Genomic DNA, 19,559 nt, shown 5'->3' with positions numbered 1-19,559 from the left:
TGTTGCCGTCAGTGTGTGTGCCGCCCGTTCAACCGGCGACACCCGCGGCTTGCGCCGTCGGCTCAGTTTTTTGTGGTTGGCTGGCAATGTCCGATACTCGTTGCCTCTCGCGTGGAATCTGAATCACGAAGGTCGTTCCCTTGCCGACTTCGCTCTCCACGCCGATTGAGCCGCCATGTTTTTCGACGATCACGGAATGGGCGATCGCTAGCCCTTGGCCGGTTCCTTTTCCCGCTCGCTTGGTCGTGAAGAATGGCGTGAAAATCCGCTCGACGTTCTCCGCCGAAATGCCGCTGCCAGTATCCGAAATTCGAATTTCGGCGTTTTGGGGTTTCAAATGAGTGCTGATCGTGATCTTGCCTTTTGCATCGGGTGTTTCACTAAGCGTGTCGCCAATCGCGTGAGCGGCGTTGACGATCATGTTCAACAGGACTTGGTTCAACTCACCCGGCAAGCAGTGGATCGGAGGCATGTCCGGATCGAAGATCGTTTCGAGATCCGCGACGTACTTCCATTCGTTCCGCGCAACCATGGCAGTGTTTTCGATCGATTGCGCCAAATCGGTCAGCGTCATTTCGGAAACGCCCGGGTGAGCGAATTCTTTCATGGCACGGACGATGTTGGCGACACGATCAACGCCTTCGAGCGTTTGTGTGATCGCGGACGGAATTTCTTCAATCAAGTAGTCGATGTCGGCTTCTTCGATTGCGACTCGCAAGTTCTGTGTTGCCTCGTCGACGTTGGCACCGGAGTCAACGGCGACGAGTAACGATTGGCAACTTTCCAGAACCAATTGCAGATCGTTGCAAGCTTCCTGGACAAACCGAGTGTTGTCGCCGACGTATTGAATGGGAGTGTTGATTTCGTGTGCGATCCCCGCGGCGAGTTCGCCAATGGATTCGAGCTTCTGTGCCTGGGCCAATCGTTGATTGAGATTCTGCAGATCACGAGCGTGCCGGAGTTGAGTGGCCAGTTCGGCGTCGGAGCATTCGTGAGCGATGCAATCGTCGTAGCCCGCCGCGAAAGCGATTTGACGAACGGCTTCGACACTGGTAACGCAGATTGCATAGCCGGCTCGCAAGCGGAGTTGGCCGAGCAGCGATTCACTTGGGAAAGGCTCGGACGCGTGACCAGACGCGTGACCCGACTCGTTGCAAGCATGCAGGACGACGGTAAAGTGAGACGACTCGTTCGCGTGGATTGCCTCGGCATCCGAGCAAACGATCGTCAACTCGGATGGCGATCCGAGCAGGCGACTGCGCCAACGTTCGTGCAGCTGTGAATCGGGTTCAATGAGCAGAATTCGCATGAGTCTGCTCCTTTGATGCTGCTTGATGGTGGATCGGTAAGGAAACAACGAACGTCGTCCCGCCCGCGGGTAATGAGTGTGCGTGGATGCTGCCGTCATGCTTGTCCACGACTACGCCGTAGACGAACGAGAGTCCTTGGCCGGTGCCCTTGCCGACGGGTTTGGTCGTAAAGAACGGGTCGAAGATTCGGCTGGTGATCTCTGCGGGAATTCCCGGACCGTTGTCTTCAACGCGGATCTCGACCGAATCCTCGTTCGATCGCGTTGTGATTTTGATGCGTCCAGCGCCGGATTCGCAGTGTTGTTCGATCGCTTCAATCGCGTTGGTCAGCAGATTCAGGAAGCATTGATTCATTTGACCCGCCAAGCAGACGACGGGCTTGAGCGATGGGTCCAGTTCGGTTTCGATCGTCGCAATATCGCGAACCTGACTTGCGGCGATGGTCAGCGTGTTTTCGATCGCCCGGTTGATGTCAACGGCCGATTTGCTTTCGGTCGCCGGCAACGAAAACTCTTTCATCGCGCGAACGATCGTGGCCACCCGCTCGATACCCTCGAGGCATTGTTCGATCGCGCTGGGAAACTCTTCTCGCAAAAACGGCAGATCGGCAATCTCAGCTTGTTCTTTGATTTGGTCCAAGCACGTTCGGGTCGGGCTCGAACTGGTCACCGCTTCGGCGAGTTGGTCGTACAGTTCAATCAGTCCGGCAATGTCCTCGAACGCGCCCTGCAGGAACTTGATGTTGTCGCCAACGAACTGGATCGGCGTATTGATTTCGTGAGCGATCCCGGCGGCCAATTGACCGACGGATTCCATTTTCTGGGCTTGACTCAAACGGACCTCGAGTTCTTTGCGTTTGGAAAGGTCGCGAATCAGTGCGGTGAAGACGGGCGATTGATTTTGGTCGACGCGACTGGTCGAAACTTCCGCAAAGAATGTTCGCCCGTTGGAACGCAGACCGACCAATTCCCGCGAGTTGGTCGAGTTGCCTTCGGTACCAAATTCGCCGGCCAAAAAGAGGGCGTCGCAAAGGTTATCGCTACATTCAAAGAGATGGTGAATGCTGGTTCCGATTGCCGATTCGAGGCCAAAGATACTGGCCGCCGAACGGTTGAACAAACGAATGATTCCATCGGCGTCGTAGCTGATGATGCCCTCGGCAGCGGTTTCGACGATCGCCTGCGTGTGCTTGGCCATCTCGCTAATTTTTTGGTTCGCTCGATAGGCCTCGAGCGACTTTTGCTCTAGCAGCGCCTCGGCTGCTTTGCGGGCAGCCCGCTCGCGTTCGAATCGTCGTTGCAGGAGTTCAACGTTGGGCATCAGCTTGCCAGTTCCTGAGCGGGAACGTCGGACGTAGGTGTAAGAACGAAGCACGCATGAGTGCCATCTTGTTTGCCTAGATTGTGGCGAGTGACGCTGATCGGTTGGCGGTAGTGATCGACGCAGGCCAAGATCAGACCTTCCGCCAAGTCGGCGAACGGTCGCTTGGATCGGTACGTCATGCTCAAGACTCCGCCGTTGCTTTCGCAATCGAAAGATGGCAATTCGGCGTCGGGATACAGCTTTCGCACTTCCACGTGAATGTACGTTTCAACCATGGGCAGGAAGTCGATCGCGGAATCGACGCCGGCAAAGAACTGTGGGTACAGCTCATGAAAGCGAGCGAACAGGTGCTTGCCAAACGTTTGAACCAGGTCGGCAACCGGGATTCCCGTTTCGGCGGACAACGAAATGACTAGCTGGATCAGTTCGGCGTGATCGTAGGTTCCGACGGATGTGTACGATCCGTCGTTGGCCGTCTTGGCTCCGCTGATCATGCGGTCGGCGATCTCGATGCCGAGATCTTCCTCAACCATTTCGATCAGCTCGGTGAAAACAATTCCCTTCATGGCACTTCCCTTTTCGTTTCGTTGCTGGATCCGCAGGGATTCAGTAGTTTTTAGGTGGCGCGTGACTGATCCCGGATAAATTCCGCCACGCCTAAATACGAGTCTCTTTAAGATGCGGCTTCGGCAATTTGCCGCCGCCAACGACCGCGGCGAAATCCGTCAAGCGTTTGCTCGACGCGTCGAGAATCACCGGCCAAATCCATGAAGCTCCGACCGCTGAAGAAGTCAACGAAACCGGTCAACTCGTTCATCACGCGTTGATCACGCACGAAGCCCATGCTCCAGTCACCAAAGTTGCGTTCATCGATTTCGCTTTTGGCGAGCATCAGCACGTTGCTGTGACGCGAGTCCAAAGCGATCTTGTCGTAAAGTTTTTGAACGACGTCGGGGTGACCTTCGAGAACCTGAAAGAAGGTTCCTTCGGTGAATAGCAGAACACCGGTTACATCAAGTGAGGTGTTGTTTTGGCGAGCGATCGCCAAAAGCTCGTCGAGTTGATCGTCGCTAAACGCAGCGTTCGCTGCGCTGACATAGACAAGCTGAACCAAGCCGCGTTGGCTCGTGCTTTCGGAAGATATCTTTTCGGGTGACATAGCAAAGCCCCTTTGCTCAGGATTAAATCCCCGTCGTGCGGTTTACGTATACGAATGCGTAACACCACTGGAAAGGTGTGTCACAAACGAGGGTCAAGAAAACCGTTTCTCGCAGAAACGCAGCCGATGCCCCCAACCAGCGCCGATCTTAACGACTGTACCAATTGGCCCGTGGACAAAGCGTCAAGCCACCGCCGACAAGCACGCCATTTGCTAGCAGTTTATCTTCTCTTGACGTGAAATGCCGTTGATTCGTACCGTCGAACCTTTGGACTTCGTTCCTTGGACCCCATCCCGACGGGAAGCGACGATTCGTACTTTTCGGCTCTACCGATGCTTGATCGGGATCGCTGCGGCGATTTTGATGGTCGGCTGCGCGACTTGGAAAGACGATTCCAGTGTCGATTCGATCCTGGCGAAAGCGAAATCACCCCCGCCTCAAGACCTTCGCATCGGCGAAAGCAAGAGCAGCATCGTGCTGGACTTCGAGTTCGTGAACTTCGACGTCGCCCAGACCGACGCAGATCAAGCGGCCTCGATTTGGCAGTGGGTCGACGAGACTTCGATCGACCTGAAGCTGCGCGGGCGATTTCTCAGCAACGGAATCCGCGTCGGCATGGTGAACAACCACGAACGATTCCGCCAGCGGATGACTTCGCTGGCCGCGGATCAAGATGACGTTGATGAGTTCTTGGCCAGCGCGTCGGTCGCCAGCGACTTATCTCGCGGCAAAAAACAGATTCCGATGCGGATCGGCAAACGCTACGAACTGGCGCTACGCAATCCAATGGAAGGCTCGCACGTGGCCATGGTCCGCGTTGACCAAAATACAATCGGCCGCACGCTCAACAACGCCCAGTACATGATGGCCGTAAACCCGATTCAATTGACCGGGCAAAAGCGAGTCCATTTGTCGCTAAGAACGGAAATCCAGCACGGCGAACTGCGCCAGAAGTACGTCGGCGCCGAAGCGGCGATGCGAATCGTGCAACAGCGAGACACGTGGGCGATACCCACGCTTGATTTGGACATCGAGGCGGCCGAAGGCGACACGATCGTGATCGCGCCGACGTGGCCATTGACCGGACTGGCCAAGCACATGTTCTCGGGCATCAACGCCGACAACCAATTGGAACAAATCGTGTTGCTGATCCGCGTAACGCAGGTCCCCAACGCGATCGACTCGCTCTGACCGTCGATTATTTGCCAAGCAAGTCCAGCGCCGCGGACGTCATCGTCAACACACCGGTTCGAAGCGTCGGCTCGACATCGGGATAGTAGCTGGAACTGTGCAGCGAAGGTGGCGGTACTTCGAGTTCGACGAACCGATCCAGACGGGCTTGGCTGACACTGCCCAACTTGTACATCAAGATCGGCACACCCTCGCGTCCATAGCGGCTGAAGTCCTCGCCGCCCATCGACGGTTCGCTGAACGCGATGTTTTCCGAACCAACCAGTTCTTCAAATACGCGCAGCAGTCGATCAGCCAGCTCGACATCGTTTTCCAGTGAGGGAGTGCCTTTGCTGAACATCAATTCCGGCGGCGGGGCACCATAGCTTTGGGCGACCGCGTTGGCTTTCCGCGTGATCGCTGCCAAAACTTGTTGGCGGATCACATCGCCGTACGTGCGGACGGTCAACTGCAAGTGGCACGAGTCGCTGATGATGTTGTGCTTCGTTCCGCCCGCGATCGCGCCGACGGTGATGACCACGGGACGGCTCGGTTTGATTTCACGGCTGGCGATCGTTTGTAGCGACATCACCAAATCGGCGGCCTGGACGATCGGGTCGATCGTCGTGTCGGGGGCGGCGCCGTGCCCACCACGACCTTTGACGTCGATATCGACGCTGTCCACGTTCGCTTGCGTGAAACCAGCCAAAACCCCAACCTGCCCCGTCGGCGTATCACCCGAAACGTGCAGCGCGACAGCGAAGTCCGGCTTCGCGAACCGCGTGAACAAACCGTCGTCGATCATCGCACGAGCGCCTTCGCCTTTTTCTTCCGCCGGTTGAGCGATCACCATCAGCGTGCCAGACCAATCGTCGCGATGCGTCGCCATGTAACGCGTCACCGCGATCACGTTGGTCATGTGAATATCGTGACCACACGCGTGCATCACGCCGGTCGAAATGCCTCCCGGCAAGGAAACGGTCTTGGTCGATGCGTAGGGAACTTGGGTTTGTTCGGTAATGGGTAACGCATCCATGTCGCAGCGCAACATCAACGTCGGCCCATCGCCGTTCTTCAGAATGCCGACAACTCCGCCGCCGCCGGAACCATCGATGGCGCCACCGGCGCCGACGCCGTTGGTGACTTCCAAGCCCTCGTCACGCCATGTCTTGGCGATTAACGCGGCCGTTTCGTCTTCCTGCCAAGACAATTCCGGATGCGTGTGCAGGTGTTGATACGTTTGCACCAGCGACGGCATTTGCGAGTCGATCCAGGTCGCAATCTCGTTCGGGGCAACTTTCACCGCGTCGATCTTCGGCGAATCTGCCAGACATGAAAACGACACGAGAGCCATCGTCGTGATGGCGAAGAAAATGCGCATGCGATGAATCGCCTTCGTAGGTACGGGAAACAGCAGGACTATTGACGCAGTAATTATTCGCGATTGACCCACGGATTGTCGTCTTTCGCGTCGACTTCCGTGGTTACGAATTTGACGATCGCGGGAATCACGTCGCTGACGTCGTTGACCAACGACGGGCCGCTCAGCGCCGTGCTAACCATCTTGGACTCGAACTTTGAAACGGTACCCCCGCCCATGCGTTTCTTGATTCCTTCAATGCGTTTGATGACCCGTTCCGCCTCGCTACCCTCGGGACTGTCTTTGCCGGCGACGACCATGATCGGCAATCGCAAGATCGTCGGGTTGGTCAAAGCCTGATCGAGCGAGATCGACTTGATTTGCTTCTCGGGTGAAATCAAGACCAACGCTTTGACGTCTTGTCCTTGTTTCTTACTGCCGATGCTGGGGAAGCTCCAGTCGCGTGCGGCCCAGTGCGTCGCCATCACACAGCCTTCGCGGATGCCGATGACCACCAACGCATTCAGATTTAGGTTTTCGCTGTTGTTCTCGTCCTTCAAATACCCTTTCGCCTTTTCGAGATCCAAAAGGATGATATTTTCAACGTCGCGTTTTCCCATTTGGGCAACGTTGAATGTCTCCATTTTTCCGCCGCGGCCGACGTACTCTTTGCTGCCGCCGTGTCCGCGGTAGTCGGGAATCAAGACCGCACATCCGGCCTCCTTCAACGCCATTACCAAATTCAAATACGGACTGGCTTGCCCCTCCCATTCATGAACGACCAGCACGGTCGGCGCTTCTTTTCCTTTTTCGTCTTTCAACTTGTCCGAAGGAAAAAAGAACGCTCGCAGTTCGACGCCGTCTTTCGTCTTTAAGGTGACCGGCCTAGGCTTCAGTTTCGGATCATCCTTTTTCGCGTTCTTTGGCTTCTGAGCCGACGCCGTGGCCGCTATGACAACGGCAATCAAGAACACAAAGCAACTGAGGGTGCGGCGCGTCCGTTGGTTCGAGTGTTCGCAATGTTGAGTAGCAGCGACCGATCGCATTCGAGTTACCTTTTCGACTTTGCCGTGCGTCACGACGGGGAAAACGTCGCGACACTTCATGGGAAGAGAAGAGTTCGGGGCAGACACCCAGTTTACTCTCTCCCAAGGTTAGGTGTGAGGCGTTCACCGGTCAAACATTGGCAAGCGACGGAGATCCCGGCCTTGTGCCAAACGATGCCCGTGAATCGTCGGTCGCAAAGTCCGCTCGGTTTGCGTCTATACTCTGGGCTTCCCGCCGATCACCGTTTTGCCAGGTCCACCATGTGTCAACGCAACGCTTTCCACCCGATCACTCTGCTTTGTCTGGCCGGATTGCTGGGAACCTCACTTGCCGGCGATGCGTCGGGGCAAAACGACCTGACAGACATCCCGACGCCCGATCCGGTTGCCGAAGCTGCCGCGATGCGATTGCACGACGGCGCCCAGGTCCAACTGTTCGGCGGCGATCCTGATATCGCCAAACCGATTCAAATGAATTTCGATTCGAAGGGCGGACTTTGGATCTCCAGCAGCGAAGTGTATCCGCAGATCGAACCGGGCCAAGAAGCGAACGACAAGATCGTCGTGCTGCGCGACACCGATTCGGATGGTGTCAGTGATTCGGCGACCGTCTTCGCCGACGGACTGTTGATCCCGACCGGCGTACTGCCCGACGGCCCCCACGCCGCGTATGTGGCCGAAAGTACTCGGCTGCTGTATCTGGAAGACACCGACGGCGACGGTCGCGCCGATCGTCGCCGCGTCCTGTTGTCGGGCTTTGGAACGGAAGACACCCACCACCTGATTCACACGCTTCGGTTCGGTCCCGACGGATGCGTGTACTTCAACCAATCGATCTATATCCACAGCCACGTCGATACGCTGGACGGTTCGCGGCATTTGGACGGCGGCGGCATCTGGCGTTATCGCCCAACGACAAACGAATTGGAAATTTTCTGTAAAGGCTTCATCAATCCTTGGGGACACAGTTTCGACACGCACGGCGAATCGTTTGTCACCGACGGTGCATTTTTCGAAGGCATCAACTACACGTTCCCCGATGCGGTATTTGTCACGTCACCCGGCGCGTCGCGTTGGTTGGCCGGCATGAACCCCGGCAGCCCAAAACATTGTGGGTTGGAAATTTTGTCGGGCACTCATATCCCGCCGGAATGGGCGGGTTCGCTGGTGACCAGCGATTTTAGGTCGCACCGCGTTTGCCGATTCAGCATCAAGCCGTCGGCCAGTGGATACATCAGTCGCCAACAACCGGAGATCATCACGACGCCGCACGTCGCGTTTCGCCCGATCGACGCCCGCATGGGCCCCGACGGTGCGCTTTATGTCGCCGATTGGTACAACCCGATCATTCAACATGGTGAAGTCGACTTTCGCGACCCTCGTCGCGATCGAACGCACGGCCGCATTTGGCGAGTCTCTTTCGATGGTCGACCGCTGGACCCATGGCCCGATTTTTCGACGGCGACAACCGGTGAATTGATCACGATGTTGGAAGACCCTTCATTGGCGGTGGCTCAATTCGCTCGACAAGAACTCTGGAAACGCCTGTCCCGAGACGAAGCGTCGGTGATGTCGGCGATGCGATCATGGACGGCGGAAAAGCCGAGTACGCGGACGAACGAATGGCTGTGGATCAACGAAGTCGCGGCGGAGACGAAACCAGACGAGGTCGTTGGTGAACTCGATCGACTGTCGGCGATTGATCCGGCGTATCGCCGCGCTGCACTGCGCAGCATCTGGCGACAACGATTGCGAATGGCCCCGGAATCTGCCCAGCGGATTCACATCGAAAAGGTCGCCCGCTCGTTGACGTCCGATGCAGAACCGACGACGCGATTGGAGGCGGTCGTGTCGGTCGGCCAACTCTCGGGCACGGAAGCGATGACATCTGTCTTGGCGGCAACCGACCATAGCATCGATGCGAACCTGGACTTTGCGATCTGGCAATCGGTTCGCGCCATCGCGGAAACTTATGCGGCGGATCACGGCGGCGATTCGATTCTGGATCCGATCGACTGGGCCGATCGTCCCGCACAGCTAGCCTATGCCGTGTCCGCCATCTCGAGTCCTGCGGCTGCCGAAACGGCGCTGCGATTCCTGCAAACACAATCTGCCGACGGCGAAGCCTTGGGTGCACTGGTCGATGCGATCGCCGGCGCGGGTGATGCCGATCAACTGGGCCGGTTGGCAAAGATTTTACTCGTCGACAAAAAGGCCCGCTCGCTCGCGCTGCTCGCCCCTCTTGTCGACCGGACGACACGCGACAAGATCATCCCGGCTGGCATCGGTCCCGTGCTCGGCGACTTGGTCACAAACGTCGATACGCTGACCAGCGATTCGGCTTGGGCCGAAACGGTGACGACAGTGGCCGCCGCATGGAACGTCCGCGCATTGGAAGATGTGCTATTCGATGCGATTGAAAGCGGCAACGACGAACTGCGATCCCAAAGTGTCGCGGCATTGGGCGCACTGAATTCGCCGACCGCCATCGCGAAGATCCGAACGCTCGCGGATTCGACACACGCGGCGACTCGGATCGCTGCGGTGGCCGCGATGGTCAAGCGGAATCCCGGCGAAGCGATCGGGCGGATTGCTGCGATGCTTGCGGCGGTGTCGGCCGACGACAAAGTCACCGCGAAGCAAATTGGGGACTGGGTGGCACAGTTGGCCAACCGAAAGGAAGCCGCCAGTCGATTGTCGAGCGCGATTGAACGGGTGTCGATCGACGCGGATGTCGCGCGGATGGTGGTGGGGCAAGTTCGTGCGGCGGGCGGCAACACATCGATCGAAGGCGCTTTGGCTACCGCGGGTAAATTGCAAGACGCGTCCTGGAAACTTTCGCCCGAGTGGTCGTCGTCGATCATCGCGAAAGTTCAATCCACCGGATCAGCCGAACGTGGCGAAGCGATCTATCGCCGCGCAGCGCTTCAGTGCGTGAACTGTCACGCGATCGGTTCGGCGGGCTCCGTCGTCGGGCCGAACTTGATCAGCCTTGGCGGCAGCGCGCAACTGGATTACATCGTCGAGTCGCTGATCGACCCCAGCGCAAAGCTCAAGGAAGGCTATACGACGCTTTCGGTGCTGACGGACGACGGCCAATTGATCAACGGGATTGTCATCGGCAAGGACGACGAAGCGGTTCGATTGCGTCTTGCGGACGGGAAAGAAGTGCGTATCGACGCCGATTCGATCGAACAAGAAAAACCGGGCAAGTCGCTGATGCCCGCGGGCTTGGTCGATTCGCTGACCGAATCCGAATTGGTCGACCTGATCGCATTCATGTCGGCGCTTGGACGCACGGCGGAGTTCACCGTTTCAACCCAGTCACTACTGCGATCATTCGAGACACTGGTTTTCTCACCCGAAGCCAACCGAAAGCTCAATCGAACCAGCACAGACACCGTGGCCGGTGACGATCCCGACATGCTTTGGCGTCCGATGACGGCGACGGTCAACGGCACGATCCCGCTTTCCGAATTGGATCGGTTTCAACAACACAAACAAACGCCACCGACGTCCTTCATCCGATTCGATGTCAAACTGTCGGACGACGGCAACGTCGCCGTCAAGTTGCCGGCCGAGGGCATCGACGCGTGGGTCGACGGAAAACCAACGCCGATTTGGGAACTGGCCGATTTGAATTTGTCGGCCGGCCAGCACCGAATCGTATTGGCGTTTGATCGATCGAAGTTAGAAACGGCCTTCGGCATCGAGCTAGCAGGTGATGTGCTGCCGTAAGCGAGTTGCAAAACTCGGGCACTCGATGTGGACCCGCGACTCCGCTTGCGGGATGTGAACTGCGAAGCAGTTCATGTGAAAACATCGTACACCCTGCCAGCGGAGTCGCAGGGCTACGTTAGGCGACGGTTACTGGGTCAATCGTCGGTACGCTTCTTCGTACTTCGACTTCGTTTTTTCGATCACGTCGCTCGGTAACATCGGTGGATCGGACTGCTTGTCCCACCCGCACGTTGACAACCATTCACGAACGAATTGTTTGTCGAACGAAGGTTGAGCCTGGCCAGGCTGATACACGTCGGCGGACCAGAACCGGCTGCTGTCGGGCGTCAACACTTCATCGATCAAGACGACTTCGCCGTTGACCAAGCCGAACTCGAACTTGGTATCGGCGATGATCAGTCCCTGACGCTGGGCATGTTCGCACGCAGCACCGTAGATGCCGAGACTCTTTTCTCGCAGCGTATTGGCTAAGTCCTCACCAAGATCAGCGACCATTCTTTCAAACCGGACGTTCTCGTCATGACCTTCTTCGGCCTTGGTCGCCGGCGTAAAAATCGGCTCGGGAAGCTTGTCGCATTGCCGCAATCCCGGCGGTAGTGAGTTGCCGCAGACCACGCCCGTTCGTTGGTACTCGAGCAGTCCGCTTCCTTCCAAGTAGCCTCGCACGACGCATTCAAATGGTACGACCGACGCTTTTTCGGTAATCATGACGCGGCCGACCAACGGCTCGATATCGAACTGGTCGGCAAGGGCCGTCGGCACTTCGGTGGAAAGCAGGTGGTGCCGGACGTCGAGATGATCGAACCAGAACTTGCTGGTCGAGGTAAGGATGCAGCCTTTATTGGGGATTCCGGATGGCAAGATAAAATCGAACGCGCTGATGCGATCCGTGCTAACAATCATCAATTGATCGCCGAGATCGTAGACATCACGCACCTTACCGCTCCGCCGAGGGAGCGGAAAATCGGTTCGCATCATCGCCCCGGCATCGTCAAACAAATAGTGCATTCTCGAACCGTCGTTGTCAGTGAAATCGTTTCATTCGAGCGTAATGTGGCAAACCTTACGCCTTGGGGCAACCGTCTGGTCGCCAACCCCGCGTTGGTTGATTATGTTAGCAATTCCACCCTTGAAGTATGCCTTCTCGGCGGCGAACCCTTTCCTGATTTTGCATTCCCGCACCCAATTTTCGGCTACCCGGCATGGGGCAGTTTCATTACGACGTCCCCGAATCGGCCAGCGACTTCATCAGCAAGTCGCTTTGGGGTGACGCGTACATTTGCGGGATCGAAGGCGTGCCCTTCCAGTCGTTCAACAGTTTCAACGGTTCGCGGCTTTCGATCAATCGACCCTCCGTCGACGCTTCAGGAAAACTTTACCTGGCGTGCGATATCAAGGGATTCGGCTATCGAATGCTCAGCACGTGCAGCCTTCGTCCCTTGGGCGAAGAGGGCCACCTGTTGCCGTTGGAACTTGCACGGAACAGTTGTTACCGGGCACGGATTCAATCCGATGCTTGGCAACGTGCGGGATTGAACTTGAGTCCACAGTTCATTGACCTTTTAGCCGATGGCACCGACGCGTTTCTGGAAGCGGCCGGTCGACGCGCCGATCCATCCGCCAGCGCCCGATTCGCGATCCATTCGATCGAACTGCTTGAAACGGCGATTGCCGACTTGGGCGAATCGTACAGCGTCCAATCAATTTCGTTCCGGAAACAGCGTGAACCGAACATCGGTACCCTGCTTGCCGGTTCCGTGATCCCGCCGTCACCGTCGAACGATTCTCAAATGGATCTGTTTGCGAATTGTTTCAACGCGGCTGCCGTCCGATTGAACTGGGCCGATATCGAAACCGATTCAGGCCGCTTCGATTTTGAGTCGGCCGAAAGCACGATCGCATCACTGGCGGGCCGCGGAGTTCGCGTGATCGGTGGACCGTTGATCGACTTCCGTGAACGGTTGATGCCGCACTGGTTGTATCTCTTAGAAGACAACTTCGAATCGTTCCTGCAGGCGGCAACGCACTACGTGACCACGACCGTCACCAAGTTCCGGGGCTCGGTCCAGCTTTGGAATTGTGCATCGGGCTTGAACACGATCGGTCCGTTGAAGTTGGATGATGAACAGGCGATGCGGCTGGCATTGGAAATCCTGGCCGCCGTCCGACGCACCGATCCGAACACGCCCGCGATCATGACTTTCGACCAACCGTTCGGCGAATATATGGCAAAAAGCCGTGAAGCGATCTCGCCGCTGCACTTTGCCGACGCGTTGGTGCGGACAGGCCTGCAGATGGCCGGTATCGGTTTGGAATTCCGCGTCAACTACAAAACCGGATCCACGCTGCCACGATCAGCCGTCGATTTCGGCGCGATGATCGATCGCTGGGCGACGTTGGGCATGCCGTTGCTGGTTCAACTTTCGTTACCCGGTGGAACGGGATCCGACCTGAAAGCCCAGGCGCCGGGCGAAGTGCTGCAGTACGACGCGATGACCAAGGATGCCGCCACCGAACAGTTGCGAATCGCCGGCCCCTTGATTCGCACTTTGTTGGCAAAGCACATCGTCCACGGAATTGTGTGGGACGGGTGGAGCGACGCTGAACCGCACGTCAACAGTCACTCGGGCGTCATCGATGCCGACGGGCAACCGCGCCCGATCTTAGAATATCTGACGCGTTTGCGGAAAGAATTTTTGGCGTAAGATTGCGCTGGCAAAGCGAATCCCGAACTACTGCACCAAGCCTTCGGTGACCTGCAAGAAAACATCCTCGAGACTCTTCTTGTGCGATTCGACTTCGGCGACCGCGAAACCTTGTTGAACCAAGTGCGAGACCAATCCCGCCTGGGCCTCTAAGTCCCCGGCAAATTCGAACTTCAACAATTCGCCATCGACGATCAAGTTGGTGACCGAATCTACCGCACTCAAGCTGGCACCGGCTCCGTCGGCGTTGTGCAAAATGCGAATCTTTAATTCGCGATGGGTCTCGCGTTGATGTTGAATCTGTTCGACGCTGCCGGTGGCCAATAGCCGGCCCTGTTCGATGATACCGACGCTGTCACACATTTCGGCGAGTTCGGTCAAAATGTGGCTGCTGATCAGCACCGTTTTGCCTCGATCGGCCAATTCGCGAATCATCTTCCGAAGCTGGATTCGCGCGCGCGGATCAAGTCCTGCCGCCGGTTCGTCCAGAATCATGACGGCCGGGTCGTGGATCAAAGCGCGGCCCAAACACAACCGCTGCTTCATGCCTTTGCTGAGTCCGCGGATGGGCTTTTCCGCCATCCCTTCGGTCCCTGTAAAATTCAGCACCCAAGCCAATCGCTCGGTCCGCTGGCGGCCGACCAAACCGTAAGCTCGAGCGAAAAAATCTAGGTACTCGGTGCAGTTCACGTCGCGATAGGTGCCGAACGAATCGGGCATGAATCCCAACCGGCGGCGAACGTGTTCGGGATCGTTGACAACCGAGAATCCATCGACGAACGCGTCACCGTAGCTGGGCAAATCCAACGTCGCCAGTATCCGCATCGACGTCGTCTTGCCCGCGCCGTTAGGTCCGATGTAGCCGAACACGTGCCCGCGCCGAACCGTGAACGAGATATCTTCGACGGCTTTCGTCTTTCCAAAGAACCGGTGCAACCGTCGTAGTTCGATACAGTCATCCGTCGCGACGTGTACCGCGGGTACGACCATCGACTCGGCGACGGATTCGGTGCTAGATTCGGCGCCAGGAACGGAATCAGTTTCGGGAATAAAATTCATCGTCTACGGAAGCGTCCCAAAGAGGTAGCGAACACTATCGACGGTATCGACTTCGTCGATGCAAATGACGTCGCCGCTTGGCTCAGCCGTCGCGATGAAGTAACCGGCCGGGATATCGCCGTCGGATTGCAAACGTTGCTGCAGCACCAATTCGAATGAACCGTCGGTCATAACATTTTGGCTATCAATCAGTCGGTTCGTATCCAAAACCAAATCAAAAATTGCGTTGCTGTAGTTTTGCCGATTTCCGGCTTGCTTGGTGACGGAGATGGGTCGGTATTCGCTATACATTCGGCCCATCAACTTCGTGGCAACCTTTGACGCGACCGGCTTCGCGTCGATGGTCGCACGGGGCCCAACGGCGTCAGCCGTCCAGTAGCCGCCGTCACGATTGCGCAGCACGATCGACCGCAGCGGAAAATCAAACGTGCTTTTTATTTTGTCGGGCGTCCCCTCTGTCGCGGCGACCAACTCGACATGGCCGACGCCTCGCCGGGGCAAATGCAAAATGAATTGACACTGTTGGCGGGACGGCAGAAACGACGAATCAAAGCGTTGAATTTCTTCGTCAATGCTGATTGCACCGATAATCGATGGAGACTCAAAAAAACGATCCTGCCACGAATCCGTGCTGCCTTCTGGATACTGCATGACTTCGGCGATCGCTGGGAATTGGATCCCATCGCTGGGACGAATCCCGGCAAAGTAGGTTGCCCGTACCCGTTCGGCGCCGTCGCCCGACCCACCGTCAATGAATGTCAATTGCCGTATTCGAGTCGAAGTACCGAACCCATCGGACACGATGCCATAAGCAAACATGGCGGTCGTGGTCAGCATCGCCAACAACGGTGCGATCGCAAACATCAAATAGCTGCGACCACTCTTGGACGTTTTACGATAGGCGACGGGCCCAACCAGGACAACGAAACCAACAAGCAACGCCATGAACGTATAGACCGGCGGTTGGGCGACACCGGGAATTAACCAGCGGTCAAAACGACGATCGCCAATCATCGGGTCAATCCCCCGTCGCAACATCGGCGAAATCCGGTAGCCAAACAAACCGTGAACAACGCTCCATTTCGACTGATCATCTGGTTCATTGATACCGGCGGTCGTACCAATGACCATGCCAGCGCCGACGGGCTGCATGAAGACGTCGGGACTTGGCATCGACAAATTGATCGGCGACGAACGGCGCATTTCGGCCAACTCTTTTTCTGCCCTGTCGCGGTACTCGATCGCATTCTCTAGGTCGGTGGGGAACCAGTATTCGAGTTCTCCGTAGATCGTGACCGCTGCTTCGCCATCCACTGCCGTGCCGTACATCAGCCCGTTGGGCTGGGCAGCGGTCGGAAGTGCCCCGGGCTGTGGCGACTCGGTTGCGATTTTCTTGCTGCCGCTTTTTTCGGCTTCTTGAATCTCCTGGATATGCGACTTGATGGCTGCCAATTCTTCACGAGCCTCTTTGTCTTCACTCTTTTGCATCGCTTCCAGTTGTGCCACCATCGGCCCGATCTGCTGCCGCGCGGCAGCATCGTCAGTCCAAGCGAAGTCCAACGATTTTAGGGTTTCGTTTGGTTCCCCAGCTTCGTAAACCACCACGATTCCGCCCACTAGAACGAAGTCTCGCAGTGCCGCAAGCCCAGCCGGGTTCGACCGAACTTGCTCGATCGCGACCGGATCCAACAGGACGGCGTCGTGATTGTTGTACCCTCGCCAATCCGTCGGCAACTCCGATTGGCCGATCGCCGACATCCAATTCGAACGAAGCATGTTCTCGTAAAACGTTGGGTCCTCTGCCTTCGTAGGAACCGGTGATGATCGGCCGTACGCGAACGAAAAGTCGTTCAACATCGATTGCATTTCCGGCAATGTGTCGACCGTGGCGACGTCGTCTTTGATGACAAGAACAGAATTAAAATCCGTTTCGTCCGGCAAGAGTTGGCGAAATCGAAATCCGTTGGCCGGCAGTCGATTGCCAATGTTTGCTTCGTATTCAGGTAACGGCCGGCCGTCCTCCCAGATCGATACGTTCCACGAAACGCCAGCCGACCACTTCGGCACATAGCGATTCACCGTTACGACCGACGAACCTTGAGTCGCGACGATCGGCAAGTTGATCGTCAAACCGTTGCGTGGCGGCGCTTGGCCCTCCGGTTGTGTCTGGATCCGTACTGTCAAACGGCGGTCTGCTGGAAACACGCCGACGCCGCGAAGCGATATTTCGACCGGAACGTATCCAGCCGACATGACGTTTCCGACTGTTACGTCACATCGAAACCCGAGCACCTTTGCGCCGGGCGATGGGATCGTAAACGTCGACAATTGCTCGCCGAGGATGGAATCAGCGCGTCCACGATTCGCCACGATGCACGAACCGATGCAAGATGCGAACAACATTGCCAAAGCGATCGGTGTGTTGGCAAGCAACCGCGTCATGAACGACTCTCCCGAGGTGGCAAAATTTGCGGCGGCAATTGGTCAGCGGCAAAGGGACTTCCCTTCAAAGCGTCTTCGACTTCGCCATGCCACAGCGACGAGACGCTGAGCGCGATGAAGAAGACGAACGCATACGCCGCAAAGCACGCGACAATAAACCCCACCGCGAACATCAACGAGACTGCGATCGCACCGCCACTGCCAGCGGCTTTGCCCACGGCCGCCAAAATCGCGCCGATCGTCGTCAGGCCGAACATCCAACGAAACGAGATCCGCGGCAACATTCGGCTGGTTTGAACCGGCTCAAAAGACGGCGTCTTGGGCAAAGATGCCTTTGTCGGTGAGGGCATGTCCACAAGCAACCCGAGTGAAAAGGTGACAAGAACCACAACAACGGATCACGTTTTCGACGCCACATCCGTCGTGGAGTCCGAATTGTAGTGTTTCCTGGCCGTCACGGGGATGAACCGCAAGGATGAATGCGTTAGCTTCTCCCCTTGCGAGCACTTGTCGGCTTCGCCCGCTCCCCTTTCGCGCCGGACATGACGATCGATGTCGCAGTGTTTTTCGTTGGTTTTTGGCCAAATCGCGTCGCCGGGTTTCCGAGTCGGCGAAGTTTCGTACTCGGTCGCCTTGGTCGGCGAATCGGTTTATGCACGCGGTTTTTCGATCGCGGTTGCTGGTTTGGCGATCGTATTTGCGGCACTGTTGTTGTTGACGATGTTCATCGCCACGATGCCACGATTGGCGGCGCTTCTGGATCGTTACTGTCCGGAGATCGAACACGGCGGCCCACCCTCGCGGCCGGAATCGAAAGCCAAAGAAGATGACGCGGTCCTTGCCGCGATCGGATTTGTTCTGCACAGCGAACTTAAGAACTACGAAAACCAAACCAAGCCAACGGAAGATCGATAACACCGATGGACATTCTGTTTGAGTTTTTGAAAACGACGGGCTTTGCGTCGATGACGTGGGGCAACGCGATCATGATCCTGATCGGCATCGGCTTCATCACATTGGCGATCCGAAAAGACTACGAACCGTTGCTATTGGTTCCGATCGGCATGGGCGCAATCGTCGGCAACATCCCGATCATCCCCGGCATGTCGCTTAGCGTTTATGACGAAGCGAAGTGGTTGCTGGAGGGGAACGAGGTCAAATATGTACCCGGCAGCGTCCTGAGCTACCTGTACTTCGGCGTCAAACAAGGCATCTATCCGCCGCTGATCTTTTTGGGGATCGGCGCGATGACCGATTTTTCGACAATGCTGTCGAACCCGAAGCTGGTGCTGTTGGGTGCAGCGGCACAGATCGGCGTCTTTTTGACGTTCGTCGGTGCATTGTTCTTGGACTTCAACTTTCAGGAAGCTGGCGCGATCGGCATCATCGGTGGCGCCGACGGACCGACCGCGATCTTCTTGTCCGCAAAGTTGGCGCCGCACTTGTTGGGTGCGATCGCGATTGCAGCCTACTCGTACATGGCACTCGTTCCCGTCATCCAGCCACCGATCATGCGGCTGCTGACGACGCGAGAAGAACGGTTGATCCGTATGAAACCGCCTCGCCACGTGTCACGGCGCGAGCGGATGTTGTTTCCCGTCGTCGCGTTTTTGATCACCACGTTGATCGCACCCGGCGCGATCGTGTTGTTGGGGATGCTGTTCTTTGGCAACCTGTTGAAAGAAAGCACGGTGACTGAACGGTTGGCCGTCACGGCACGAACGGCGCTGATCGACATCATCACGATCTTGCTGGGTTTCAGCGTAGGCGCCAGCACACAAGCAGACACGTTTTTGACGCCCGGTTCGTTGTTGATCTTTGGACTCGGTGCCACCTCGTTTTCCGTGGCCACGGCCGGCGGAGTCATGTTTGCCAAGTTCATGAATCTGTTTTTGACCGAGAAAATCAACCCACTGATCGGCGCCGCAGGCGTATCGGCAGTTCCCGATTCGGCACGCGTCGTGCAAATGGTCGGCCAAAAAGAAGACCCCCACAACTTCCTACTGATGCACGCGATGGCTCCCAACGTGGCCGGCGTCGTCGGCAGCGCCATCGCCGCCGGTGTGTTGTGGTCGGTACTGACGAAGTAGGGAATAGGTGTTAGGTGTTAGGTTTTAGGAAGTTGGGTAGCAGGCGACAGCAAAATTCGCGTCGCTTCAAAATGTAACCCGTCCGCTAAAGAACTCACCAAACACACAATTGCCTAAAACCTATTACCTAACACCTAAAACCTACTCCCGGTC

15 protein-coding genes are annotated in these 19,559 nt (G+C 56.8%); 5 read left to right on the top strand and 10 right to left on the bottom strand.

Features of this window, described 5'->3' with window-relative positions; translation table 11 throughout:
* Positions 1–28: 28 nt before the first annotated feature.
* From Poly51_RS02555 to Poly51_RS02540, 4 genes are all read right to left on the bottom strand, one after another.
* Entirely contained in the window at positions 29–1,309 is a 1,281-nt protein-coding gene (locus Poly51_RS02555) for a sensor histidine kinase (protein WP_186775294.1), read from the bottom strand.
* Positions 1,290–2,630: a two-component system sensor histidine kinase NtrB gene (locus tag Poly51_RS02550; RefSeq protein WP_146453912.1), complete on the bottom strand. Its 1,341-nt coding sequence runs from the start codon at positions 2,628–2,630 to the stop codon at positions 1,290–1,292. Before Poly51_RS02550 ends, Poly51_RS02555 begins: the two co-directional genes overlap by 20 nt.
* Positions 2,630–3,199: a heme NO-binding domain-containing protein gene (locus Poly51_RS02545; protein WP_146453910.1), complete on the bottom strand. Its 570-nt coding sequence runs from the start codon at positions 3,197–3,199 to the stop codon at positions 2,630–2,632. The genes Poly51_RS02550 and Poly51_RS02545 overlap by 1 nt, the downstream gene beginning before the upstream one ends.
* A gap of 107 nt (positions 3,200–3,306) precedes the next feature.
* Positions 3,307–3,792 carry a BLUF domain-containing protein gene (locus tag Poly51_RS02540; protein ID WP_146453908.1) on the bottom strand — a complete coding sequence of 162 codons (486 nt, stop codon included), beginning with the start codon at positions 3,790–3,792 and terminating at the stop codon, positions 3,307–3,309.
* A gap of 241 nt (positions 3,793–4,033) precedes the next feature.
* Here Poly51_RS02540 and Poly51_RS02535 point away from each other — a divergent pair, with 241 nt between their 5' ends.
* Positions 4,034–4,984 (top strand): hypothetical protein, encoded by a 951-nt coding sequence (locus Poly51_RS02535; RefSeq protein WP_146453905.1) that lies wholly within the window; start codon positions 4,034–4,036, stop codon positions 4,982–4,984.
* Positions 4,985–4,991: 7 nt separating this feature from the next.
* Here the strand turns inward: Poly51_RS02535 and Poly51_RS02530 are convergent, their stop codons facing one another.
* The gene (locus Poly51_RS02530) at positions 4,992–6,344 is read right to left on the bottom strand and encodes a M20 metallopeptidase family protein (protein WP_146453903.1); all 1,353 of its coding nucleotides are present in this window, start codon (positions 6,342–6,344) and stop codon (positions 4,992–4,994) included.
* A 53-nt stretch (positions 6,345–6,397) separates the two neighbouring features.
* The gene (locus Poly51_RS02525; RefSeq protein ID WP_246114212.1) at positions 6,398–7,429 is read right to left on the bottom strand and encodes an alpha/beta hydrolase; all 1,032 of its coding nucleotides are present in this window, start codon (positions 7,427–7,429) and stop codon (positions 6,398–6,400) included.
* Between the two features lie 201 nt (positions 7,430–7,630).
* On the opposite strand from Poly51_RS02525, the gene Poly51_RS02520 reads away from it, so the two are divergent.
* Positions 7,631–11,107: a PVC-type heme-binding CxxCH protein gene (locus tag Poly51_RS02520; protein ID WP_246114211.1), complete on the top strand. Its 3,477-nt coding sequence runs from the start codon at positions 7,631–7,633 to the stop codon at positions 11,105–11,107.
* Between the two features lie 129 nt (positions 11,108–11,236).
* Here the strand turns inward: Poly51_RS02520 and Poly51_RS02515 are convergent, their stop codons facing one another.
* On the bottom strand, positions 11,237–12,118 hold the full coding sequence (locus Poly51_RS02515) for a phosphoribosylaminoimidazolesuccinocarboxamide synthase (RefSeq protein ID WP_146453901.1): 882 nt from the start codon (positions 12,116–12,118) through the stop codon (positions 11,237–11,239).
* Positions 12,119–12,312: 194 nt separating this feature from the next.
* Here Poly51_RS02515 and Poly51_RS02510 point away from each other — a divergent pair, with 194 nt between their 5' ends.
* A complete protein-coding gene (locus tag Poly51_RS02510) occupies positions 12,313–13,815 on the top strand; it encodes a glycoside hydrolase family 10 (RefSeq protein WP_146453899.1) in 1,503 nt (500 codons plus the stop codon).
* A 27-nt stretch (positions 13,816–13,842) separates the two neighbouring features.
* Here Poly51_RS02510 and Poly51_RS02505 read toward each other — a convergent pair whose 3' ends face one another.
* From Poly51_RS02505 to Poly51_RS02495, 3 genes are all read right to left on the bottom strand, one after another.
* Complete coding sequence (locus Poly51_RS02505; RefSeq protein ID WP_146455114.1) at positions 13,843–14,805, bottom strand: ABC transporter ATP-binding protein; 963 nt, start codon at positions 14,803–14,805, stop codon at positions 13,843–13,845.
* A gap of 72 nt (positions 14,806–14,877) precedes the next feature.
* Entirely contained in the window at positions 14,878–17,316 is a 2,439-nt protein-coding gene (locus Poly51_RS02500; protein ID WP_146453897.1) for a hypothetical protein, read from the bottom strand.
* Entirely contained in the window at positions 17,313–17,600 is a 288-nt protein-coding gene (locus tag Poly51_RS02495) for a hypothetical protein (protein ID WP_222435772.1), read from the bottom strand. The genes Poly51_RS02500 and Poly51_RS02495 overlap by 4 nt, the downstream gene beginning before the upstream one ends.
* A gap of 268 nt (positions 17,601–17,868) precedes the next feature.
* Between Poly51_RS02495 and Poly51_RS02490 the strand changes: the two genes are divergently transcribed.
* Positions 17,869–18,231, top strand: a complete 363-nt coding sequence (locus Poly51_RS02490; RefSeq protein ID WP_146453893.1) for a hypothetical protein — start codon at positions 17,869–17,871, stop codon at positions 18,229–18,231.
* Between the two features lie 5 nt (positions 18,232–18,236).
* Positions 18,237–19,406 carry a sodium ion-translocating decarboxylase subunit beta gene (locus tag Poly51_RS02485; RefSeq protein WP_146453891.1) on the top strand — a complete coding sequence of 390 codons (1,170 nt, stop codon included), beginning with the start codon at positions 18,237–18,239 and terminating at the stop codon, positions 19,404–19,406.
* The last annotated feature ends 153 nt before the right edge of the window (positions 19,407–19,559 follow it).

Source organism: Rubripirellula tenax (genome assembly GCF_007860125.1).
GTDB lineage: Bacteria > Planctomycetota > Planctomycetia > Pirellulales > Pirellulaceae > Rubripirellula > Rubripirellula tenax.
The sequence above is the reverse complement of the archived record's forward strand: the minus strand, read 5'-3'. Positions and strand labels throughout refer to the sequence as shown.